At 59.5% G+C, this 22,997-nt stretch carries 17 protein-coding genes and 1 pseudogene; 16 read left to right on the top strand and 2 right to left on the bottom strand.

The window, feature by feature from the left end; all coding sequences use genetic code 11:
• Positions 1–14 precede the first annotated feature (14 nt).
• The 14 genes and pseudogenes from RE428_RS13205 to RE428_RS13140 all read left to right on the top strand — a co-directional run bounded on the left by RE428_RS13205 (position 15) and on the right by RE428_RS13140 (position 14,794).
• Positions 15–308: a YcgL domain-containing protein gene (locus RE428_RS13205; protein WP_004582492.1), complete on the top strand. Its 294-nt coding sequence runs from the start codon at positions 15–17 to the stop codon at positions 306–308.
• On the top strand, positions 305–766 hold the full coding sequence (locus tag RE428_RS13200) for a YcgN family cysteine cluster protein (protein WP_004582491.1): 462 nt from the start codon (positions 305–307) through the stop codon (positions 764–766). The genes RE428_RS13205 and RE428_RS13200 overlap by 4 nt, the downstream gene beginning before the upstream one ends.
• Positions 767–1,141: a hypothetical protein gene (locus RE428_RS13195; RefSeq protein WP_004582490.1), complete on the top strand. Its 375-nt coding sequence runs from the start codon at positions 767–769 to the stop codon at positions 1,139–1,141.
• Positions 1,142–1,174: 33 nt separating this feature from the next.
• Complete coding sequence (locus RE428_RS13190) at positions 1,175–3,883, top strand: VWA domain-containing protein (RefSeq protein WP_081614627.1); 2,709 nt, start codon at positions 1,175–1,177, stop codon at positions 3,881–3,883.
• Positions 3,884–4,015: 132 nt separating this feature from the next.
• Complete coding sequence (locus RE428_RS13185; protein ID WP_004582488.1) at positions 4,016–4,858, top strand: AAA family ATPase; 843 nt, start codon at positions 4,016–4,018, stop codon at positions 4,856–4,858.
• 43 nt (positions 4,859–4,901) lie between these two features.
• Positions 4,902–6,078, top strand: a pseudogene (locus tag RE428_RS13180) (vWA domain-containing protein).
• A gap of 506 nt (positions 6,079–6,584) precedes the next feature.
• Positions 6,585–7,091: a hypothetical protein gene (locus RE428_RS13175; protein ID WP_004582486.1), complete on the top strand. Its 507-nt coding sequence runs from the start codon at positions 6,585–6,587 to the stop codon at positions 7,089–7,091.
• 11 nt (positions 7,092–7,102) lie between these two features.
• A complete protein-coding gene (locus tag RE428_RS13170; protein ID WP_004582485.1) occupies positions 7,103–8,914 on the top strand; it encodes a coiled-coil domain-containing protein in 1,812 nt (603 codons plus the stop codon).
• Entirely contained in the window at positions 8,911–11,724 is a 2,814-nt protein-coding gene (locus RE428_RS13165; protein ID WP_004582484.1) for a tetratricopeptide repeat protein, read from the top strand. Before RE428_RS13170 ends, RE428_RS13165 begins: the two co-directional genes overlap by 4 nt.
• A complete protein-coding gene (locus tag RE428_RS13160; protein WP_169334078.1) occupies positions 11,702–12,316 on the top strand; it encodes a tetratricopeptide repeat protein in 615 nt (204 codons plus the stop codon). Before RE428_RS13165 ends, RE428_RS13160 begins: the two co-directional genes overlap by 23 nt.
• 1 nt (position 12,317) lies before the next feature.
• Entirely contained in the window at positions 12,318–12,692 is a 375-nt protein-coding gene (locus RE428_RS13155; RefSeq protein WP_004582482.1) for a hypothetical protein, read from the top strand.
• Between the two features lie 69 nt (positions 12,693–12,761).
• Positions 12,762–13,403 carry a MotA/TolQ/ExbB proton channel family protein gene (locus RE428_RS13150; RefSeq protein ID WP_115840350.1) on the top strand — a complete coding sequence of 214 codons (642 nt, stop codon included), beginning with the start codon at positions 12,762–12,764 and terminating at the stop codon, positions 13,401–13,403.
• Positions 13,404–13,419: 16 nt separating this feature from the next.
• Positions 13,420–13,797, top strand: coding sequence for a hypothetical protein (locus RE428_RS13145; protein WP_004582480.1), 378 nt, complete (start codon positions 13,420–13,422; stop codon positions 13,795–13,797).
• Positions 13,790–14,794: an AgmX/PglI C-terminal domain-containing protein gene (locus RE428_RS13140; RefSeq protein ID WP_338381143.1), complete on the top strand. Its 1,005-nt coding sequence runs from the start codon at positions 13,790–13,792 to the stop codon at positions 14,792–14,794. The genes RE428_RS13145 and RE428_RS13140 overlap by 8 nt, the downstream gene beginning before the upstream one ends.
• Before the next feature lie 53 nt (positions 14,795–14,847).
• Here RE428_RS13140 and RE428_RS13135 read toward each other — a convergent pair whose 3' ends face one another.
• Positions 14,848–15,330: a MaoC/PaaZ C-terminal domain-containing protein gene (locus RE428_RS13135; RefSeq protein ID WP_004582478.1), complete on the bottom strand. Its 483-nt coding sequence runs from the start codon at positions 15,328–15,330 to the stop codon at positions 14,848–14,850.
• 150 nt (positions 15,331–15,480) lie between these two features.
• The gene (locus tag RE428_RS13130; protein ID WP_004582477.1) at positions 15,481–16,464 is read right to left on the bottom strand and encodes an alpha/beta fold hydrolase; all 984 of its coding nucleotides are present in this window, start codon (positions 16,462–16,464) and stop codon (positions 15,481–15,483) included.
• A 537-nt stretch (positions 16,465–17,001) separates the two neighbouring features.
• On the opposite strand from RE428_RS13130, the gene RE428_RS13125 reads away from it, so the two are divergent.
• On the top strand, positions 17,002–18,678 hold the full coding sequence (locus tag RE428_RS13125; protein ID WP_004582476.1) for a long-chain-fatty-acid--CoA ligase: 1,677 nt from the start codon (positions 17,002–17,004) through the stop codon (positions 18,676–18,678).
• Positions 18,679–18,861: 183 nt separating this feature from the next.
• The gene (gene hrpA, locus RE428_RS13120; RefSeq protein ID WP_004582475.1) at positions 18,862–22,779 is read left to right on the top strand and encodes an ATP-dependent RNA helicase HrpA; all 3,918 of its coding nucleotides are present in this window, start codon (positions 18,862–18,864) and stop codon (positions 22,777–22,779) included.
• Positions 22,780–22,997: the final 218 nt, after the last annotated feature.

Below are 22,997 nucleotides of genomic sequence, written 5' to 3'. Positions count from 1 at the left end.
AGAAAGTTGATTTAATGGCAGAAAGACAGTTTGTTTCCGTATTCCGCAGCGGCACGAAGGCGGATACCTATATTTTCGTCAGGCGGGGCCAGAAGTGGGATGACCTGCCTGAAGCGCTACGCGCCATTTTTGGTGCCCCCCAACACGCGATGGATCTCCTGCTGACAGAGGATCGGAAACTGGCGCGCACAAGCGGCAAGGACGTGCTGGAAGCCATCGAGGAAAAGGACTTCTATCTGCAGCTCCCGGAAGAGCAGGACGAATACATCGTCGAATTCAAGCAGAAGCTGAAATCGCACCCGGAATGATCGCGCAGATCCCTTTCTGGCAACGTAAGCGTTTCCATGAAATGTCGCCCGCAGAGTGGGAGTCGCTCTGTGACGGCTGCGGCAAGTGCTGCCTCACCAAGCTGGAAGATGAAGACACCGGGGAGGTGTACTACACCGACCTGGCCTGTGAATACATGGATGGCGATACCTGCCAGTGCACGGTTTACAGCACGCGCCAGCAAAAAGTACCTGATTGTATTGTGCTTTCGCCCGTTGTTTTTGGACCTGATAGTATGCAGGATTTCCACTGGCTGCCGCGGACCTGCGCCTATCGGTTGCTGGCGGAAGATAAACCGCTACCTGACTGGCACCCGCTGGTTTCGGGCGACCCGGACAGCGTACACGAGGCCCAGGTTTCGGTGAGATACAGGACGGTTTCCAACGCGGAAGTTGATGAGGCCGATTGGGAAGAACACATCATTCATTGGGTACTCTAAGTGATTGAACAACAACTGGGTATGAATGCGGACGCGCAAATGGCCTACGCCATTTTCTGGACGGTATATGCAGTCGCATTCGTTCTGTTTTTCTATCTTTTCTCCCGTCTTCTCCGAATCATTCCCATCTATGGCGTTCGCACCCTGATACAGGCAGCGCTGATCGTGTTCTTCCTGACGCCCGTAGAATCATCCGAAGCGGTGAACTGGTGGATTCCAGCCTGGCTCCATGGCGGCTATGAAGGCATCCTGGGGCACGTGGAAGAATCCACCCGGGCGTTTTCCAACATGGCATTGGCTGGCGCCTGCCTGTTTATCGTGTGGATACTGGACCTGGTTCGGGTACGTATCCGGAGTCGCCGCAAGGCAGCCTGACATTCATTCACTGATCCGATAGAAACCAACAACATGAGAACAGTTCTTCGGCCTCAGTATCTCGTCTTATTTCTCCTGCTTCTGGTGATCTTCGCGGGCGCGTCCTCCGCTGAGGAGGTGCCTCCGCTTCCGCCTGCGAAGGATGTGCGTATTGTCGTCGACATCTCGGGGAGCATGCGGGACAGCGACCCCCAGAACTTGCGTCAGCCGGCCGTCAGACTGCTGGCGCGGATGCTGCCGGAAGACGCGCGCAGCGGCGTGTGGACCTTTGGCCAGTACGTGAACATGCTGGTGCCCTCGGGAGAGGTTTCACCGGATTGGCGTGACAGGGCGGTTGAGCGCTCGGACGAGATCAACTCCGTTGCACTGCGCACGAATATCGGTGAAGCGCTGGAAGTCGCCAGCGACGACTTCTACGGCGACCGCCAGTTCGACAATACGCATTTCATCCTGCTTACCGACGGCGTGGTGGATGTTTCTCCCCAGGCCACCGTCAATGCCCGCGAGCGCAACCGCATCCTCGACGACGTGGTCGAGAGGATTCGCTCTCGCGGCGCGACGATCCACACCATCGCCTTATCTGATAATGCCGACCTGGCCCTTCTGGAGCGGTTAGCCGTTGAAACCGGCGGCACCTTCGCCGTAGCGCCGGATGCCGAATCACTCAATCGCGTGTTCGCTGAAACCCTCAATACTGCGGCGCCGCAACCGGAAGTTCCTATCCGGGACAATGGCTTCACCGTGAGTGACGATGTCAAGGAATTCACGGCGCTGATCTTCCGCGAGGTTGAAGAGACGCCGCTGGCCCTGATCTCTCCTGATGGCCAGCGAATCGAGGTTACGCGTACGCCTGACAACGTGCGCTGGTACGCCGAAGGCGAATATGACCTGATCACCGTTACCGAACCCCAGGCCGGTGACTGGCAGATCGACGGGCAACTGGGTGAGCAATCGCGGGTGACTGTGGTCAGTGACCTGCGCATGGCTGTGTCGCCGATTCCGAACTTCTTCTATACCGGGCAGCCGGTCTCCATCGAAGCGGCCTTCTATGAGAAGGATAAGCCGATTACCAATACTGACTTCCTCGGTGTGCTAGATGTGTCGCTGACACTGAAGACGGAGGATGGCCGCTCGGGCACCAAATCCCTCTCTGGTGAGACGCCGCCGGACGATGGGGTCTACACCGATACCATCGAGAAACTCAGTGAACCGGGCACCTATGACTTGACCTTGAGCGCGGACGGCAAGACCTTCGCTCGCCAATACGCATCCCGGGTCACCCTCCGCCCGCCGGTGAATGTGGAGGTCAGGGCGGAAGGCCAGGGGAGCGATGCGCGTTACGTGGTTGAAGTGCGTCCCGAACATCCGGAACTGGATATCCAGCAATCCGAGGTCGAAATCCAGGTGGGGGCGCCTGACCAGTCTGGCGACCCTGGTTTTGAAACCCTTGCCTTCGATCAGGAAGCCGGTCTCTGGCGTACTACGATCGCGGCGTCCAAGGGTGATGGCGAGTATCCGGTAAGGCTCAGGTTCCGTGGTCAGACCAATGGCGGGTTGGCATTCAACTACGCTCCATCGCCGTTCGTAGCCGAGTTCCCCCGCGGCGATGCGGATGGCGCTGCCTACACCTCACTTAGCGCGCCGACGGTTACCACCGCTAAGGTAGCCGAGGATGTTGAAGCGCCCTCTGAGCCGGACGGCCAGGCACCGCTCTTGGGCCCGGAGACGGCAGAGCAGCCCCAAGCTGAGGAGGGGACACCCGTTACCGAGCCTGAACAGCCTGCGGTTCAATCTGAACCTGTCGAGGAGCAGTCTTCCGGGCCGGTGGAGGAGCCTCAAGCGCAGCCAGAGGAAGATATTGTGTCGCCTATAGATGTCTCCCAGGTGGAAACGCCAGCAGAGGAGGCTCCTGCCGAGGAAGAAGCGTCCTTCTGGGAGCAGATCCCGCTATGGGTGTGGGGAGCTCTTGGTGGCGTGGTTATCCTCGGTGGCGCTGCATTCGGCATCATGACGGCACGCCGCAAAAAGAAAGAGGCCCCTGACGAAGCTTCGCCTGCCTCATCGGATGAAGGCGAAGTGACGGAGCCAGAGGCTGTTCCGCCGGTGGTGGAGCCCGAGGAGGAAGACAAGCCTGAAGCGGAGGCGGAAGAGCCCCTGGCGGAAATGGACCTACCTGAAGCGGACGAGCAAGAGCCCGAGCCTCCGGTAGCGGTGCCTGCGACGGACCTGGATGAGCCCTCAGCGGACTTTGAAGCGCCCTCAGCAGATATTGAAAAGCCCTCCGCTGATGACGAAGAACCGTCTACAGAGTCAGAGCAACCCCCGATCGCGAGTGAAGAGCCAGGACCCAAGGCGGCAGACAGCGCCGATGTTCCCGTACTGGAAGAGACGGAAGTGAATGTCGTCGACGAAGCAAGCGGTACGGAAGAATGGCCCGATGAGGTCGAACCTCCCATAGCCTCCACCGAAGTGCCCGGCGAGGAAGATCTGACGGGTGCCGACGAGAAGGCCGACGAGATCGAACGTTTCCTGGCGGAGGCGCGCCGGGACCAGGACGACCTGGACATCGAAAACGAAGATATCCTCGAAGAGCCGGAGTCACCGGCCACAGAGAACGTCGAAGACGACGAGCACATGCTTGAGGACTTTGATCTTTCCGATATCGATGATCTGCCCGATCTGGACGAAGAGCCGGACGAGGACGCATCGAGAGGGGAATCGGAAAGGCGGCGCCAGAAATAGCAGTTGCGGGCTGCTCTGGCTGCCGTGGCCGGCATCTGGTGTCAAGGTGCTGGCGACTCGAAGTTACCGAGCGTTCAAGTTGCTCAAGCTATTCTGTTCATCCGACTTACAGCTTAACAAAGGACAGACACCATGAAGTTCACCGGTACCGAAAAGTACGTTGCCACCGAAGACCTGCAAATGGCCGTCAATGCGGCGATCACTTTGCAGCGACCGCTGCTGATCAAGGGCGAGCCCGGCACGGGTAAAACCATGCTGGCGGAGGAAATGGCCTCTGCCCTGGGGGCTCGGCTGATCACCTGGCACATCAAGTCCACCACCAAGGCACAGCAGGGCCTGTATGAGTACGATGCGGTGTCGCGCCTGCGGGATTCCCAGTTGGGGGATGAGAAGGTCAAGGACATCGGCAACTACATCGTCAAGGGCAAGCTGTGGGAGGCCTTCGAAGCGGACGACCAGGTGGTGTTGCTGATCGACGAGATCGACAAGGCGGACATCGAGTTCCCGAACGACCTGCTGCTGGAACTCGACCGCATGGAGTTCTTCGTCTACGAGACGCAGAAGGTCGTGAAGGCGAAGAAACGACCGATCGTGGTGATCACCAGTAACAACGAGAAGGAACTGCCGGACGCCTTCCTGCGCCGCTGTTTCTTCCACTACATCAGCTTCCCGGATCACGACACCATGAAGAGTATCGTCGAGGTCCATTTCCCCAACGTCCAGCAGGAGATCGTGCGCGATGCACTGGAAGTCTTCTTCGATGTGCGCAAGGTGCCTGGACTGAAGAAAAAACCGTCCACTTCCGAATTGGTCGACTGGCTCAAGCTGCTCATGGCCGACGAGTTGTCCGCCAAGATGCTGCAGGAGAAAGACACGTCATCGGCCCTGCCTCCGCTCTATGGTGCGCTGGTGAAGAACGAACAGGATGTCCACCTGCTGCAGAAACTTGCCTTTATGGCGCGTCGCCGGAGCTGATCTGGGCGTCTTAAGGGGTTTTTGACCCTGGAGGGAGGACACTATGCTGATAGATTTCTTTATGGAGGTGCGCCGCGCCCGCGTGCCGGCAAGCCTGCGTGAGTATCTCGACCTCATCGATGCCCTGCAGCACCGCCTGGCGTTTGCCGACCTGGAAGAGTTCTACTACCTGGCGCGGCTATGCCGTGAAGGACGAACGCCACTACGACAAGTTCGACCGGGCGTTCGACGCCTATTTCAAGGGTATCGAGAATCTCGACGACCTGATGCAGCAACTGATCCCCGAGGACTGGCTGCGTAAGGAATTCGAGAAGCAGCTGAGCGAGGAAGAGAAGGCCAAGATCGATTCGCTGGGCGGCCTGGAAGAGCTGATCAAAGCGTTCAAGGACCGGTTGGAAAACCAGAAGGAGCGTCACCAGGGCGGCAACCGCCAGATCGGGACCGGCGGCACGTCCCCATTCGGCGCCCACGGCTACAACCCGGAAGGGTTTCGTATCGGCCAGGAAAAAGGTCGCCATGGGCGTGCGGTCAAGGTCTGGGAGAAACGGGGCTTCAGGGATCTGGATGACAGCATCACCCTGGGTATCCGCAACATCAAGGTTGCCCTGCGCCGGCTGCGTAAATTCGCTCGACAGGGCGCGGCGGAACAGCTCGATATGGACGACACGATTCGTTCCACTGCGCGGAATGCCGGCTACCTCGACCTGAAGATGGTGCCCGAGCGGCACAACGCGGTGAAGGTACTGATCTTCTTCGATGTGGGTGGATCCATGGACCCGCATATCCGGGTCTGCGAGGAGCTGTTCTCGGCGGCACGGATGGAGTTCAAGCATATGGAGTATTTCTACTTCCATAACTTCATCTATGAGAGTGTCTGGACGAACAACGTGCGTCGTTTCAACGAGACAACCAGTACCTGGGATATCCTGCACAAGTACACGCCGGACTATAAGGTGATCTTCGTCGGGGATGCCAGCATGGCGCCTTACGAAATCTCTCATCCCGGCGGCTCTATCGAGCATTGGAACGAGGAGGCCGGCGCAACCTGGTTCCAGCGTGTCCAGGACCATTTCCGCAAGGTGGTGTGGCTTAATCCGCTGCCGGAGAACTATTGGGGTACCGGGGGCTCTATCGGCATGACGCGGCAACTGGTCGGCGACCACATGTATCCGCTCACCATCGATGGGCTTGAGTCAGCGATGCGCCACCTCAGTAAATAAGGTACGAAACAGGTTGAAGTGCCGGACAATGACCAAGGCGGCCAGAAAAGGTCGCCTTTTTCGTTTAGGCAAAAAAAAGCCGATGCGGTTGAGGCGCATCGGCGAAGCTCGGCATATCGAACGGTTTACCCTTCAGTGAAGAATTGCACCGCACCTGAGACAGAGCACACACTCTGCCAGGAATTAAAAAGTCCATAAAAAACAGTTTCTTATATAAAAAATACAAGCGCCGGCTCCTGTTTTATCGAAAGGTGACCCAAAAGTTGGCACCGATGTGTAAATCCCTCCGACGTCGGGTTTCCTGTCTGTAAAATTCTCTGACAGAACAACTTCGCATAACAAGCCATCGACTTCTCGTGAGAGTTCTATTTGGTGAATTGGATACCGTTTCGCCGGTCGGGCCAGTGTTACGCTTCCTTGCGAAATGTAACTCGATTTGTCTGAGCAGGCTGCTATCGGGTTGATGTCATCGAGACATGCCGGGAAAAGATGGAGAGACTCCCACCATGCGTCTGATCGCCCTGACCATGGCCCTGATGGCCAGTTTTACGGCAATACCTGTTTTGGCGGAATCTATCGACCGGGAGATTGCCGAACTGAAAGCCGATGTCGCGTCACTGAACCAGGAACTGTTCCAACTGGAAGAGGACATCCTTCATCCAGCCAACACTCAGGTGGCGGTTTACCTGTCCTTTAGCGCCCGCGACTACTTCGTTCTCGACTCCGTGGAGCTTGCGATCGACGGACATCCGGCAGTGTCGCACCTCTACACCGAACGCGAGCGCACAGCGCTGGAAGAAGGCGGCGTGCAGCGGTTATATCTCGGTAACCTATCCGCCGGCGAGCACACGTTGAGCGCGGTGTTCAACGGCCAGGGTACGAACGACCACTACTACCGTAAGGACGCTCGTTTCACGATCCGGAAAGCATCGGGCAAGGCCCAGTATGAGCTGGTCCTCGAGACCCGAGCGCCCAGCTACGAGCCGAAGCTGCGACTCAAGGAATGGGAATAGGGCGGTCGGCAATGACACGATTCCTGAGCTGCATCCTTTTACCTCTGGTGCTCTTGCAGGGTGACGCCCTGGCTGCAGCCGACCGCCTGAACGAACGGCTCGCCCGTTTCAGCCTGGCCACCGGCGAACCTGCCATGGCACTGCGTTGGGTGGCGGCTGATCCATCGTCCGAAGCAGAAATCCTGAGGGGAATGGCTTACTGGAATTTGGGGCTGGTTGAGCAGACTGCGGAGGTCCTCGGGAAGGTGGCGGATAAAGGGGAGTCGCTCGACCCGGGAGCGGCGCTCGTGCTGGCCAAGGCCAACAGGGCGATAGGTCAGACAGATGTTGCAAATCGGCTGCTGGAGGACCTGCGTCATAGTGGTAAACAAGATGAAGCTCAAGAGGCCTCGTTCCTGCTGGCCCAACAAGCGATCGAAATTTCGGCCTACGATCGCGCCGGGCAAGTTCTGGCCCATGCGCCGGAGGGTTATTGGGCCGCTCTAGGCTACCTGAACCTGGCGACGGCCTATGCCCTGCAGGACACTGACACCGCCCGCAGCCTCATCGCATTGCGGGTCGCCCAGGCTATGCTGGGTGAGCGGGCAACCACCGCCTATCCGGATCTACTACAGCGGATCCAGCTCACTGCGGGCTTCGTGGCGTTGAAAGGCGAGGATCCCGACAAGGCCCTGTCGTTCCTCAATAAGGTGTCCCTGAAGGGCTATTACACACCCCGGGCGCTGTACTTGCATGGCCTGGCGCATGCCCGTAAGGACAACTATCGCGCTGCCATGCAGTCCTGGCATCGTGCCCGCAAATTTCCCTTGGGCTTTCCCGGCGCTGCGGACGCATGGCTTGGCATGGGACGGGGTTTCGACGAAGCAGGCTACCTCGGGCAGGCCGGCGAGGCCTATCTCGGTGCGATCGCCGCGTTCGAGGGAGAGCTGGTGACATTGGCGACCCTCAAGCAGCAGATACGGCAGCAGGGCAGCTATGACGCCGTGGTCCGATCGGCCCGGGCGGAAGACGTGGAATGGTTCCTGGCAGAGAGCAAGACTCTTACCCAGCCGCGTCTGGCTTACCTGATGCACTTTATGGAAAGCGCCGACGCCCAGAACGCCGTTGTCCGGGTCGCTGAGCTGGACCAGATGGCGCAGCGCTTACGCAGCCGAAAGCAGGAACTGCACGTGTTCGGCCGGATGCTGAACCAGCGCCGGGACAGCCTGCGCAGACATACGGGTGTCGGCGACCTGGATGTTATCGGTGCGCATATCGCAACATTGAAAGCGCGCCGGCAAGATCTTGAAGGCACATTGCGGTCAATGGCCCAAGCCGGTCGATCGGCCGAATTGGCCAGTGGCGAGCTGGCCCGAAAACTGGAGCAAGTGCGGTCCCTGCAAGCGAAAAATAACCTGACGCCGGAAGAGTTCGAGCGCCTGGAAAGATTGCAGGGTGTATTGGCCTGGCAAGCCCAGGAGCAGTTCGACCTGGCGCGACGGGATCACGAACGGGAGCTCACCCGCATCGGTAAAGCACTTGATGCCGCTGAACAGAGCTATGGACGGTTCGAAGACCAGTTGCATGAGGCGCCCGAGCGGTTTGAGGGCCTCATCGACCGGGTTGATCAGCTTGCCGTCGAAGCTGATCGGCAACTCGATCGGATCGAGTCTTTGCGCCAACGGTCCGAAAAGACTCTGGACTCCGCGCTGCTGCATTTTCTCGACAGGCAATCTGCAGTGATGAGTGGGCACCTGGACAGAAGCGAGCAGCAAATTGCGCATCTCTATGAGTACCTTGCGCTGAACCGGGCGGTCGACACTGCGGCGGGAGGCGACGAATGAGAATGCTGCGGTCTCAGGTCAGCGCGATTTTCTTCGTGGGTCTCCTCGCTGCTTCGGCCTGGGCGGAAACCCCGGCGAGCTTTCAGGTCAACCTCGGTGAGGACGGCACGACCATCGGTGAGATGCGACCGGTATTCCTGGAGATGTCCTCCCGACCACTGCCCGCGATTTCCACCAAGGAGGTTGCCCGGCGCTATCAGCGGCTGTTCGAGGAGGCGGAAGAACCCGAAGTGCGCATCGACGCACTGCACCGACTCACCAATCTCCATTCCCTGTCCGGCGACGGGTTGGACCTGTCCCCCGAACAGGAGGAGATCATCTATAAGGAAGCCCTGAAGAGCTACGAGATGATCGTCAGTCAGGGACGCTATCAGGGGCGGCTTGATGAATTGCTCTACCAGACCGCCAAGGCGTACGCCTTCATCGGCAATGAGACCCAGTCCATTACCCGTCTCAAACAATTGGTGGGTCTCTATCCGCAGTCAGACCTGGCACCTGAGGCCCGTTTCCGCATTGCCGAGAGCGCCTTCTCCCGGGGCGCCTACACCGAGGCGGAAATTGCCTATCAACAGGTTATCCAGCATGCAAAGCGCGCCGATCTGAAGCATAAGGCGCTCTACATGCAGGGGTGGAGCCAGTACAAGCAGCACAAGCTGGGGATGGCCAGCACGACCTTCTTCGAGGTCCTGGACGACTACTACGCACGGTCTGAAGGCTTTACGGCGCTTGAGGGTGGTAGTGAGGACTTGGTGAACGATACGTTCCGCATTCTGGCGTTGATGGCTTCGCGGCAGGGGGGCGCCCGTACCCTGGACCAGATGCTGGCAGAGCAGGGCGTCCGCCCCTACGACTACCTGTTATACGACCGTCTTGGTGACTATTACCTGGCCAAACGGCGCTACGCCGACAGCGTTGCGGTGAATCAGCATTTCGTCGATGAACGTCCTGCTCATCCCCGCAATGCCGCCTTGCGCGCCCAGATTGTAACCATTTGGGAAGCGGGTGGCTTCGAGCAGCAGGCCCAGAAAGCCCGTGAAGCCTTTGTCACGGCGTATGCAGCGCCGAATGCCTACGCCGCGCTATCGGCGCCGGAGCAAGCGCTCTGGCAGCAACTGGCGCGTTATGTGGCCGACGTTGTATACCGCGAGGCGGGGCAGGCAAGCCCAATGACCGCTGAACAGGGATTCTCCCAGGCGGCAGGCTACTATGGCCGGTTGGGGAATCTTGAGATGGATCAGGCCGAGTCTTCCGAGGCGGGTAAACTGTGGCGGTTGGCCGGTGATGCCTGGCTGCAGGCAGGCGATCAACAGCAAGCGCAGAGCTACTTCACGCGGGCGGCGTATCACGCCGAAGGATACGGCGAGGCCGCGGATGCTGCATGGGCCGCATTATTGATCGAACGGAAATCGCCTTCGCCCGCTGGAGACGAGGCGTTGATCCGGTCAGTGGACCGCTTCGGCGAGACCTTTCCGAATGATGCTCGGGCCCCATCTGCCCATGCGGATCTGGCCAACCGTCTGTTGGCTGCAGGTAAGCCAGTCGAAGCTGGCCGGGAAGCGATCCTGGCCGTGGAGCACCCCCGGGCCACTGAACCTCAGCGACGAGCCGCCTTCCTCGTACTCGGCCAGTCTGCCTACGAGCGCGAGGACTATGTTGCCGCAGAAAAGCATTACCGTGAGGCCCTGGCGATCGCCGAGCCTGAGGCCGCTTCGGGGAATTCGACCGACCCGGCCATTCGCGACCAGTTGGCACGCACGATCTATCGGCAGGCTGAGACGGAAGACGCTGAAGGGGACGTTACCCGTGCCGTCGAGCATTTCAGGCGAATCGCCGAAGTTGGCGCCGACCGATCGATTACGGTAAACGCCCATTATGACGCTGCTACGGCATTGCTGCGCGCGGAGAAGTGGCAACCTGCCATCGAGCAGTTGCAGGCGTTCCGCGAGGACTACCCGCGGGAACCGCTGACATCGACGATCAGCGAGAAGCTGGTCCTGGCCTATCGCGAAGCTGGCGAGCCGGTGTTGGCGGCTGAGGAATTGCTGGAACATGCGGGGCAACGCTCATCGCCGTGGGACGCTCGGCTGAGGGCTTCCGAGTTCCTTGTTGAGGCCGGGGAAACCCGCCGCGCCAACATGATTGTCGGTGATTATCTCGCCCAGGTCGGTGCGCCGGGAGATGCCGATGAACATCTGAGCCACCAGACCCTGCGCCACCAGGTTATTGCCTCCTCTCCCGACGACACGGCATTGGCGATGCGTACAGCATTGGTGGAGCGCGAGCTGGACAGTCAGTGGCATTCCGACGAAACCCTGGCCTGGGCGGCGCAATCCGCCCTGGTGCTGGCAGAGGCGGCGTCGGCGCGGTTCGACGCCATTGCGCTTTCACTGCCGCTCAGGCAATCCCTGATGCGCAAACGCCGGGCCCTGCAAACGGCCGTGGATCGATACAACCAGGCTGAGAGCATGGGCGACGCCGAAGCACGGTCCCACGCGCTTTATGGCAAGGCGGAGCTGTTCCGAACGCTAGCCAGGGACATTATGCAGTCGGATCGTCCCGCAGGCCTCAATGACCTTGAGCAGGCGCAGTACGCCATCCTGCTGGAGGAGCAGGCCTATCCATTCGAGGAAAAGGCGATCGATATGCACGCCGTGAATCATGAGCAAGTTGGCGAGGGTATCTACAACCCTTGGGTGGAGCGCAGCCTCGCTGCACTGGCGGAAATGTTCCCGGGCCGCTACAGCCGCAAGACCCGCTGGCTGGAATGGACGCCAGAGGAGGTGGATTATGCCCGCGCCGAAACACGCTAGTTGGCCATGCCGTGTTCTCGTCTTCCTGCTCGCCGTAGTCCTTGGTCTTGCCGGTTGCGCTTCGATGCCCGGGGGCGGCGAGAATAGCCAGGCGACCGAGCGCAAACCCGTGGAGTCTCTAAGTCCCGAGCAGGAGGTTGAATTGGCCCGTGCACTCAATCTTGTCCGCAGCCGAAAGTACGCCGGAGCGATCGATATCCTGCAGGGTTTGCAGGCGCAACGCCCTGCTATGGGACTGATCGACGCACGCATAGGCTGGATATTGCAGCAGCAGGGACGGCAGGACGAAGCCGAAGCGGCCTATCGCCGCGCTCTGGGAAAGGCGCCTGGAGAACCCATGGCCTCCAACAACCTGGCGTTGATCCGCCAGAAGCACGGCGATTTTGACCAGGCCAAGCAGTTTTTCGTGGCTGGCCTCCGGGCGCATCCCGATACGCCGGCACTGCATTACAACCTGGCGGTGCTGGCGGAGCTATACCTGCTCGAACTGCCTCTGGCCCTCAAACACTACCGTCGTTTCCAGGTGCTGACCGATGGCGGTGACGAACAGGTTGCGGGTTGGATCGCAGACCTGGAACGTAGGGTGAACTGATATGACGTTCTTTGATTCCCATCGCGTTTTTGCACGACTGATGATGGCATGCTTGATCGCAATAAGTGGTACAACTGTACCGGTTTTTGCGGCCAATACGCCGTCGGCGGAAGAACCAGAAGTAAAAGAAAAGGACCAGGCAGGTACGAGGACGGCACTCACTGTCGAAGGCATCTCAGTCCAGGGCGACGACGACTACCCACGGGTACTCAACATCCTGCCCTGGCAGCCACCGACCGTCTCGCGGCGTGCCCGCGATCCGCTGCGACTTGAGGGAGAAGGTCTGCTGGAGCCGGTGGATCCGGAGGCGATGCAGCGACATCGCCAGTTTCGCCAGACACTGAATCCGCTGGGCCATACCAGGCCCGACCGCTGAATCATAACAACAACGATACAGGACAAGACGGAGAGTCATCCGATGGAGAGTCATTTCATGGACATGCCCCTGCTTGAGACCGTGATTCGCTTCTTCCAGAACGGCGGACCGTTCATGTATCCCATTGCGGTGGTCCTCATTGTCGGGCTGGCTATTGCCCTGGAACGGTTCATCTACCTCTCGATGGTGCGGCGTTCCAATCGCCGCGCGTTCGAGGCCGGCATCCTCCCCTTGATAAGAAAGCGGGACTACCGAAGTGCGATGCAGGCCGCTAATAAATCGAACAGTGCGATCGCTTCCATCCTCGGGGCAGGTCTGGCGCGGCTACTGGGCGAGCATCGGCGTGAAGATATCGAATACGCCATGGAAGAGGGGGTGATGGAAGCGTTGCCACGGTTGGAAAAACGCACCCAGTACCTGGCTACCCTGGCCAACATCGCAACGTTACTTGGCCTGCTCGGGACTATCATCGGTCTGATCGCGGCCTTCACTGCGGTGGCCAATGCCGATCCGGCAGAGAAGGCCACGCTGCTGTCCGAAAGTATCTCGGTCGCCATGAACACAACTGCCTTTGGCCTGATGTCTGCGATTCCATTGTTGCTGTTTCATGCGCTGCTGCAGACCCGGACCAACGAACTGGTGGACAGTTTCGAAATGGCGGGCGTCAAGTTCCTGAATACGGTTTCCGAACAACGCGCCCCGGCAGCCTGATTCGCGGATGGCAGCCATGAGACCCAAACACCGGCGGCTAAAGGCGAACCCTGAACTGGACATCACCGCCTTCCTCAACCTGATGATCGTGCTGGTGCCGGTTCTACTGTTGGGCATGGTCTTTACCCAAGTGAGAATGATAGAACTCGACTTCCCCGGCATTGCCAAGGGTGAAGCACCTGATTCACAGTCTTTTCGCCTGGAGGTGCTGCTCGTACCCTCGGGCATTCGCGTTGCTGACAGCGCCCGCGGAGTTCGAGGTGGTTGCCCTCGAACGGGGTATCGCCTTGGAGTCGAGTGCCGGGGAGGTAGTCCCATGAAAAGCGCCGGGCGTGCACACCGGATAGCAGTGGAGCACCGTCCGGATCCGGCGGGCGAGGGCACCAATGGGTAGCCGTTTCGAGGTCGACAACCGGGTCATTGAGACTGCGGATCGGGTCGATGTCTCCCTGGCGCTGCCCTGGAGCCGTGAACCCGGCGAGCGCCGAAGGTTTGCCTGGTGCCTCGCAATCTTCCTGCTCCTCTTCATGCCGCTTGCGTTGATCATTCCGGGCATCGACCTGCCGGAACCAGACCGGACTATCCAGGAGCGTATCCCTCCGCAGCTGGCCAAGCTGATCCAGGAGAAACCCGAGCCCGCGCCAAAACCGGAACCTGATCCTCTCCCCAGAGCCAAGCCTGACGCCAAGTCAGAGCCCAAACCAGAGCCCAAACCAGAGCCGAAGCAGGCTCCGGCGCCGTCTACAGACCAACCCGCGCCACCCCCGGTCGTTCATGAACCTAAGCAAACCGTGCAGCAAGCGCGGGATACCGCCTCTCGTTCCGGACTGATGACGTTGCAGGATGAGCTATCGTCGATGCACTCGATGGCCGACTCGGAACCGGCATTGAGGATGACGGCCAATGTAGAGACATCCTCTGCGGCGGTCGCCGCGCAACGCGAGCCAGACAAAGAGGATGTCCTGGCCAGCGCCGGTGTCGCGGATGCCGATGGGCCCCAGGAGGAGGTCGAACTTGCCCGTCATCAGGTCAAGGATGTAGCTGCGGCTGAGCCAAAAGCGGCGGCACAGCCGGCCAGACAGGCCCAGTCAATGGGCCCGGGCGAGCGATCGATGGCCAATATCCGCCGGGTGTTTGATCAACAGAAAGCGGTTCTGTTTGCGCTCTACAATCGGGAGTTGCGCAGGAACCCGGCGCTGGAAGGTGAGGTGCTGCTGGAATTGACGATCGAGCCCGACGGACGGGTCTCCGATTGCCGAGTGGTTAGTTCCGAGCTGGAGGCGCCCGCCCTGGAGCAGAAGATCGTTAACCGGGTGCGTCTGTTCAATTTTGGCGCTGCCGATGTGGAGCAGCGCCAGGTCCGCTTCCCGATTGATTTCCTGCCTTCATGAACGCCTGAAGTCTCGAGCACTTGCGATCTTGCAGGCGTGCGCCCTGACTGCGATCAGCCGTTCGCCGTTTCGATGGTAATGCGGGGAAGCTGCGGCTTCGTCAATGAGAGCTTTTCTTTTGGCGCGATGACCTTGGCTTCACCGGTCACGACTTCCTCGTCGCGCTGGTTGGTAACCAGGCAGTCCAGGGTGACCCCGTTTTTCGGGTTCTTGCTGGCGACGGTCAGCTTCACCGTCAGGGTATCGTCCAGCTTGACTGGGCGCTTGAAGCTAAGGCTCTGCTCGAGATAGATCGTCCCCGGTCCCGGCATAACGGTGGCCAGGGCCGCGGAAATCAGTGAGCCGCTCCACATCCCGTGGGCGATACGTTCCTTGAACATGCTGTTGGCGGCGAAAGCAGGGTCGAGATGGACCGGATTGACGTCACCGGAGACCGCTGCAAACAGCACCAGTTCTTCCTCGGTTAGCGAGCGGGTATAGCTGGCGGTGTCTCCCACCTGCAATTCGTCGTAAACGATATTTTCCAAAGTTTCCATGTGCCTCACGTCCTGAAGTCCTTGGCATCCTGCTATTAAAATGGTTTTACGGAAGCCTGTCTCTACCTAGTTTGTTTTGTATTGTTATGCGACATATTTTATTCGTGCAGGCCGTTGGCGCTGATGCAGCGGCGTCGCGACGAAAGCGCTCTAGCGATGTCGGGTCAACCATGCGATCAGCGTTTCCTCCGCTTCCGCCCGTTGTTTTTCGTTGAAGGGTTCGTGCCGCATACCCTGGAAAACGATGCAGGTGACGTCCGAATGTCCCGTATCTCGGTAGGCTTGTGCCAGACGTCGTGGTCCTTGTCCGAACTCACCCACCGGATCCTCTGCGCCGCTGATAATCAGGATTGGCAGATCCGCAGGCACACGCTGGAGCGTATCGCGCCGAAGAAGGGCCGTCAGTCCGTAAGCAAGATCGGACCATAGCTGGTTGGTGCAATCGAATCCGCAGTAAGGGTCCGCGATGTAGTCGTAGACCGCGCCTTCGTCATGGCTCAACCAGTCGAACCGGGTCCGAGGCGTTTCGACGCTTCTGGCGAAAGCGCCAAACGTCAGTTTATGCACTGTCGGACTCGTCGCGTGTGGGCCTTTGAACAGGCGTACGATACGCAAGATCGTCCGTAGGGCCGCAAGCTGGACGCGCTTGTCACGGTTGGATCCGGACAGGATGAGTCCGGCGAGTAGCGGCGGTTCCGGATTGCGGGTCAGGTAGCCCTGCGCGATGAACGAGCCCATACTGTGACCCATAAGGTAGCAGGGCAGGGTGGGCCACGACTGGTGAATCCACCCCTGGACAATGCCAACGTCCGCCGTGACCTTGTCCCACCCGTCCTCATCCGCGTAGTGACCGAGCTCGTCAACTGGTGTTTGCTGACCGTGGCCCCGGTGGTCGTGAGCCACGACCAATAGATGGTGTTCATTCAGGTAGCGCGCGAGGCGAGCATAGCGCTGCCCATGTTCGGCCATCCCGTGACAGATATGGATCAGCCCCCGGGGCGCCCCCGGCGGCTTCCATAGGTAAACCGGAATACGGTGCCCGTCGGCAGCCGTCAGTTGAGTCTGCTCAAAAGTCGCGTTCCGGGCGTCCTGGGCCGGCGCGGCTTCCGGCGTTACGTCTGGCTGGGTACTCAAATGGGGCTCCCTTCGTCGGCGATATTGCGGGTACGTGTTATCGCCTCGATGTGACTTTTCCAACGGTGTCGTGTGACGGCGGTTGGTCTAGCTCTGACGGCTTTTTCCTGGTGCTGGCTCCTTTACTCCGGTATCTCTAGTGTACATTCATGCGATAGACAAAAGTGTGGAGGAAAATGTGATGCCCGTCGCGTTCTCTGCCAAATGCAGTCTCGGGAATGGATTGTCCAATTTCGACAGGAATCCGTAGCGACGCTCCCTACACCAGCTACCTCATCTGTTTGAAAACTGGTATTCTCACGTCACTTTTTGCGGGTAAAACCGATACCAGGCCATGCCCAGCGCCGTCGGGAGTGCTGTTGCATGGATCGGAACAAGAAAGTCAGTCCTGGTTGGGGGCATTTTGCCGTGGGCCGGGCAAACTGATCGAACCTGCGGGTCATCCAAGAAAAAGAACGTTTTACCTACGAATGCTTAAACAGACAGTCACGACAAAACAATCATTACAAGCATAAATGCAATACAGGAGATGGTGTGATGGATTTGGAGCAGTTTTACCAGGATAAATATCCGCCCGGGGTGAATAACCAGATCGACCTGAACAAGTACAACAGCATGCTTGATGTGTTCGATACGGCCGTAAAGAAGTTCGCCGATCGTCCCGCTTTCAGCGCTGTTGGGGTCACGCTGACTTACCACGATCTGGATGTTCAGAGCCGTAACTTCGCGGCTTGGCTGCAGAACAAGACCAATCTGAAACCGGGCGACCGGATCGCCATCCAGATGCCCAACCTGACCCAATATCCGGTTGTGGTATTCGGCGCCATGCGTGCCGGCCTGATCGTGGTCAATACCAACCCGCTCTACACCCAGCGGGAAATGGAACACCAGTTCAACGATTCCGGAGCCAAGGCCCTGGTGGTTCTGGCCAACATGGCCAGCAATGCCGAGAAGGTCCTGCCGCATACCGGCATCGAGCATGTCATCGTGACTGAAATCGCCGACATGCATAAGCCGCTGAAGCGCACGCTAATGAACGCGGCGGTCAAACACCTCAAGAAAATGGTGCCGGACTATAATTTGCCCAACGCCCACAGCCTGCCCAAGGTCCTGGGTACGGGGGCCAAGTGCAAGTTTACCCCGGTCCAGGTCAAGAAAGACGACATCGCGGTGCTGCAGTACACCGGCGGCACCACCGGCGTAGCCAAAGGCGCGATGCTGACCCAGGGCAACCTGGTGGCGAACCTGCTCCAGACCCGTCCGATGATGGAAGACAATGTGGAAGAGGGTAAGGAGGTGGTCATAGCGCCGCTGCCGCTCTATCACATCTACTCCTTCACGCTGAACTGCGGCATCATGATCGAGGCTGGCGCCCATAACGTGCTGATCCCGAATCCGCGTGATATTCCTGGCTTCGTCAAGGAGCTGAAGAACCACCGCTTCACGTCGTTCCTGGGTCTGAACACGCTGTTCGTTGCCCTGTGCAACAACGAAGAGTTCAAGAACCTCGATTTCAGTGCCCTGAAGATGACCTCTTCAGGCGGCATGGCGCTGACCAGCGCTACAGCCAAACTCTGGAAACAGGTCACCGGCTGCGAAATCACCGAGGGTTACGGCATGACGGAGACTTCTCCGGTCGTGTCCTTCAACCCACCCAGTGCTATCCAGCTCGGCACCATCGGTCTGCCGATCTGCGACACCCTGATCAAGACCGTCGACGAAGAGGGCAACGAGACCCCAATCGGCGAGCCGGGCGAACTGTGTGTCAAGGGCCCGCAGGTCATGAAGGGCTACTGGCAGCGTCCTGAAGAAACCCAGAAGGCCTTCACCGAAGATGGCTTCTACCGCAGTGGCGATATCGCTGTGATCCAGGAAGATGGCTATATCCGCATCGTCGACCGCAAGAAGGACATGATCATCGTGTCCGGTTTCAACGTCTTCCCGAACGAAATCGAAGACGTGGTATCCAGTCACCCGCAGGTGGTCGAGTGTGCCGCCGTTGGTGTGCCGGACGAGAAGAGTGGCGAAGCGGTCAAGGTGTTCCTGGTGAGCAAGTCGGCGGACCTGAAAGAGTCCGAGATCAAGGAATTTTGCCGCGAGCGCCTGACGGCGTACAAGGTCCCCAAAGTCTTCGAATTCCGCGACGAGCTGCCCAAGACCAACGTCGGCAAGATCCTGCGTCGGGAGTTGCGTGACGAGGAACCCAAGAAGTAAGTCTTTAGGCCTGCTTCGATAAACCCTGCCCCGGTCCCAGGCCGGCGGCGGGGTTTTTTGTTTGGTAACGGGTTCGTGGACCGTGGCCGGCCTTGATGGGCAGACCACACGTAATCCCGGATTCTCTGTTATCGTGTGACTTAACCTTTACCCGATCAATACAGCTGCTATCACACCCGATTGATGAGCCATTCCGATTCTACTGTTGCACCCCATCCCGCACCGGGTAGTACCGAACTCAGTGCCCGTTTCGACCAGATTCCACAACGTCATGTTGCGCGCATCAAGAAGTTGCTGGCGCGTCGCAAGGGCAAACCGGATGCCAGGGATTCGGAAAAGATAGCCCGTTGGCTGGAAGAGGGGGATGCAGAGTATGAGCGCCGGGTCGGTTTGATGCCCGAGATCCGTTATCCGGATGGGCTTCCGGTTTCCGAGCGTGTCGGGGATATTCGCGAGGCCATCGACAATCACCAGGTCGTGATCGTGGCCGGCGAGACGGGGTCGGGCAAGACCACACAGATTCCCAAGATTTGCCTGGAAGCGGGCCGCGGGACCCGGGGCATGATCGGCCATACCCAGCCACGACGGATCGCTGCCCGTAGCGTTTCGTCCCGCATCGCTGAGGAAATCGGCGAAACCGTGGGTAAGCGGATTGGTTACCAGGTACGGTTCACCGATGTGACCTCCGAGGAGTCACTGGTCAAGGTCATGACCGACGGCATCCTGCTGGCGGAGATCCAGCATGACCGCTTCCTGGACAACTACGATACCCTGATTATCGACGAGGCCCACGAGCGTAGCCTCAATATCGATTTCCTGCTGGGTTACCTGCGCAACCTGCTGCCCAAGCGCCCGGACCTCAAGATCATCATCACGTCCGCCACCATCGAAGTGGATCGCTTCAGCGAATTTTTCAGCGATGCGCCGATTATCGAGGTGTCCGGCCGTACCTATCCGGTGGAGGTGCGTTATCGGCCGCTGGTGGGTTCCGAGGACGACAAGGATCAGGGCTGGCCTGACGGCGTGGTCGAGGCCCTGGAGGAAATCGAGGTCCACGAGCGGCAGACGGGACAGCCGCCCGGCGATGTCTTGGTCTTCCTTCCCGGTGAGCGCGAAATCCGAGAGATGAGCAAGGCGCTGCGCCATGCTGAGCTACGCCACACCGAGGTGCTGCCGCTGTATTCCCGCCTGAGCAGCAAGGAGCAGAACCGGATTTTCCAGTCCCACGCCGGCCGCCGCATCGTGCTGTCGACGAACGTTGCGGAAACCTCGCTGACCGTGCCTGGCATCCGCTATGTCGTTGATACGGGGGTGGCGCGGATTAGCCGCTACAGCGTTCGCTCCAAGATCCAGCGCCTCCCCATCGAGCCGGTTTCCCAGGCCAGCGCGAATCAGCGCAAGGGCCGCTGTGGCCGTGTGGCGCCGGGGATCTGCTTTCGCCTCTACGACGAGGCCGATTTCCTGAGCCGGCCGGAATACACAGACCCGGAGATCCTGCGTACCAACCTGGCCTCGGTCATCCTGCAGATGGCGGTCTCCGGCTTGGGCGACATCCGCTCATTCCCGTTTCTTGAAGCGCCGGACAACCGGTTGGTCAACGACGGCTACAAGTTGCTTGAGGAGCTGGGCGCGGTGTCCAGCAAGCGTCAGTTGACCAGGTTGGGGCGGACCATGGCGCGCCTGCCGGTGGACCCGCGCCTGGCGCGTATGCTGGTCGCCGGCGCAGACGAAGGCAGCCTGTCGGAAGTCCTGGTGGTTATCGCTGGCCTCAGCGTTCAGGACCCGCGCGAACGGCCGCAGGAGAAACAGCAGCAGGCGGATCAGGCCCATGCCCCGTTCAACGATAAGGAATCGGATTTCGTCACGCTGCTGAATATCTGGAACTTCTACGAGGAGCAGCGTCAGGAGCTATCCCAGAACCAGTTGCGCCGGCTATGCCAGAAGAACTTCCTCTCCTACATGCGCATGCGGGAATGGCGTGACGTCCATCGCCAGTTGATGCAGCTGTGTCGGGAGCAGAAGCTGAATATTAACGCGAAGACCGCTAACTACGACGCCATCCACAAGGCGATCCTGGCGGGCTTGCTGGGCCAGGTGGCGATCAAGTACGAGAAGCGGGAGTACCTCGCAACCCGAAATCGGAAGGTGATGCTGTTCCCGGGGTCGAAGGTGGCCAAGAGCCCGCCCAAATGGATTGTCGCCGGTGAAATCGTGGAAACCAGCCGGGTTTTCGCGCGCATGATCGCCCGCATCGAGCCGGAATGGGTCGAGCCTCTCGCCAGCCATGTGGTCAAGCGCCACTACTTTGAACCGCACTGGGAGCGCAAGCGGGCCCAGGTTGTCGGCTACGAGAAAGTCAGCCTTTATGGGCTCGATGTGGTTCCAAAGCGGCGCATTGGCTATGCCAAGGTCGACCCGGTCGAAAGTCGCCAGCTCTTTATCCGGCGAGCACTTGTCGAGGGCGACTACGACACCAAAGCGCCGTTCATTCAGCGCAACCAGGCCCTCCTGGACACGGTCGAGGACATGGAGCGCAAGTCTCGTCGGCGAGACCTGCTGGTGGACGAGGAAACGCTGGTCGCCTTCTATGACGAGCGATTGCCGGATTCGGTGGTCAGCGGCCAGCACTTCGAAAGCTGGTGGAAGTCCCTGTCGGCCGAGGCGGTTCGGAACCTCGAGCTGACCGAGGCCGATATCCTGCAACGGGCACCGGATGCCCAGTTGGGTTCAGCCTATCCGGACGAGCTGGAATGGGAGGGCGCACGCTATCCACTCAGCTACGAATTCGAGCCCACCCGGGCGGACGACGGGGTTACGCTTCAGGTGCCCTTGATGGCGCTCAAGCAGGTCCCGTCACACCGGGTCGACTGGTTGGTACCAGGCTTGTTGCGGGAGAAGTGCATCCATCTGGTGAAAGGGTTGCCCAAGGCCATTCGCCGCAATTTCGTGCCGGTACCGGATTTCGTTGACGCGGCGTTGGCAAAGATGACGCCGTCCAACGAACCGCTGACCGTCAAGCTGGCCGACGAACTACGCCGCATGACCGGCGTGCGCATCGACCCGGAGGCCTGGCCGAGGGAAGAGCTGCCGGCGCACCTGCGCATGAACATCCGCGTCGTTGACGACAAGGGCCGTAAGCTTGCTGAAGGCCGCGATGTTACCGATATCCAGTCCAGGCTGGAATCTCAGGCGGAACAGGCTCTGAGTCAGGTCTCCGAAAATGACGATGCCAAAGGCGAAAAGCGGGAAGCCACGGAATGGACGTTCGGCGCCTTGCCTGACGCGGTCGATACCGGGCGCAGCGGCATGCAGGTACGGGTTTATCCGGCTCTGGAGGACCTGGGCCACCGTGTGCGGGAGACCCGTTTCCTGGATCCGCTGACCAGCGAGCGCACCATGGCCCGGGGCGTGGCGCGGCTGATCATCAACCGGTTTGGCAGTACGCTGGGTGGCGTCGATCGCAAACTCAAGGACTTCAAACCGGCGGCGCTTCTTTTTGCGCCAGTCGGTAAGGCGAGCGAATTGCTGGATGATCTGCTGGTGTCCAGCGTGATCGAGCATTTCCTGCTAAACGGCATACCCCGCAGCCGGGAGCGCTTCGATGCGGTTTTCGACCAGGGCCGTGGCGACTTTATCCCGTTCCTTGAAGCGCGCGCAGCGCTCGTACATCAAATCCTCAAGGCGTATAACGCGCAGATGAAGCGGCTCAAGGGCAAGATCCCGCTGGCACTGGCCAACAGCATGGCCGATGTGAAATTCCAGCTGAATAATCTGGTCTATCCCGGCTTTCTCGTGGCGACGCCGGGTGAGTGGCTCCGGCAGTATCCGCGCTACCTCGAAGCGGTGGACGTACGCATGGAAAAGATGGCGCGGGAAATGGGGCGCGAACGCACGTTCCTTCATGAGTTCGAGGGATTGTGGGAGCGTTATGCCAAGCGGCGCGAAGCCCAGGAGAAACAGGGTATCAGCGATCCCGAACTGGTGCTTTACCGCTGGATGTTGGAAGAGTACCGGGTATCCTTTTTTGCTCAGCAACTGGGAACCACGATGACCGTTTCTGTCCAAAGGCTGGACCGACAATGGGAAAAAGTACACGTCTAGAAACGGCTCTTGGGAAGCCTCCGACGGGATGATCATTTCCAGCAAGCCTCAAGGGCTGCAGCCCGGGCGGTCTGTGTTAGTATTTGGTGCAGGTAATAGCATCCGGTTTCATCTTGAGGCAGGCCCTGTTTGAGACAGGCCATGCGGCGACCACGGGACTGAGCCCCTGACTCGAAGCTGCCTGACTCTAAGCCTACGTAGTGGCCGGAGCCAACAAC

The organism is Marinobacter nanhaiticus D15-8W (assembly GCF_036511935.1).
Taxonomy (GTDB): Bacteria; Pseudomonadota; Gammaproteobacteria; order Pseudomonadales; family Oleiphilaceae; genus Marinobacter_A; species Marinobacter_A nanhaiticus.
Note: the sequence above shows the minus strand (reverse complement) of the source record. Positions and strands in the feature narration are given on the sequence as shown.

Bases quoted from the DNA above. Each gene is read 5' to 3' on its own strand.
- RE428_RS13185 (WP_004582488.1), top strand. From the start codon at position 4,016: ATGAAGTTCACCGGTACCGAAAAGTACGTTGCCACCGAAGACCTGCAA.
- RE428_RS13205 (WP_004582492.1), top strand. From the start codon at position 15: ATGGCAGAAAGACAGTTTGTTTCCGTATTCCGCAGCGGCACGAAGGCG.
- RE428_RS13175 (WP_004582486.1), top strand. From the start codon at position 6,585: ATGCGTCTGATCGCCCTGACCATGGCCCTGATGGCCAGTTTTACGGCA.
- RE428_RS13160 (WP_169334078.1), top strand. From the start codon at position 11,702: ATGCCCGCGCCGAAACACGCTAGTTGGCCATGCCGTGTTCTCGTCTTC.
- RE428_RS13125 (WP_004582476.1), top strand. From the start codon at position 17,002: ATGGATTTGGAGCAGTTTTACCAGGATAAATATCCGCCCGGGGTGAAT.
- RE428_RS13155 (WP_004582482.1), top strand. From the start codon at position 12,318: ATGACGTTCTTTGATTCCCATCGCGTTTTTGCACGACTGATGATGGCA.
- RE428_RS13165 (WP_004582484.1), top strand. From the start codon at position 8,911: ATGAGAATGCTGCGGTCTCAGGTCAGCGCGATTTTCTTCGTGGGTCTC.
- RE428_RS13145 (WP_004582480.1), top strand. From the start codon at position 13,420: ATGAGACCCAAACACCGGCGGCTAAAGGCGAACCCTGAACTGGACATC.
- RE428_RS13135 (WP_004582478.1), bottom strand. From the start codon at position 15,330: ATGGAAACTTTGGAAAATATCGTTTACGACGAATTGCAGGTGGGAGAC.
- RE428_RS13170 (WP_004582485.1), top strand. From the start codon at position 7,103: ATGACACGATTCCTGAGCTGCATCCTTTTACCTCTGGTGCTCTTGCAG.
- RE428_RS13200 (WP_004582491.1), top strand. From the start codon at position 305: ATGATCGCGCAGATCCCTTTCTGGCAACGTAAGCGTTTCCATGAAATG.
- hrpA (WP_004582475.1), top strand. From the start codon at position 18,862: ATGAGCCATTCCGATTCTACTGTTGCACCCCATCCCGCACCGGGTAGT.
- RE428_RS13140 (WP_338381143.1), top strand. From the start codon at position 13,790: ATGGGTAGCCGTTTCGAGGTCGACAACCGGGTCATTGAGACTGCGGAT.
- RE428_RS13190 (WP_081614627.1), top strand. From the start codon at position 1,175: ATGAGAACAGTTCTTCGGCCTCAGTATCTCGTCTTATTTCTCCTGCTT.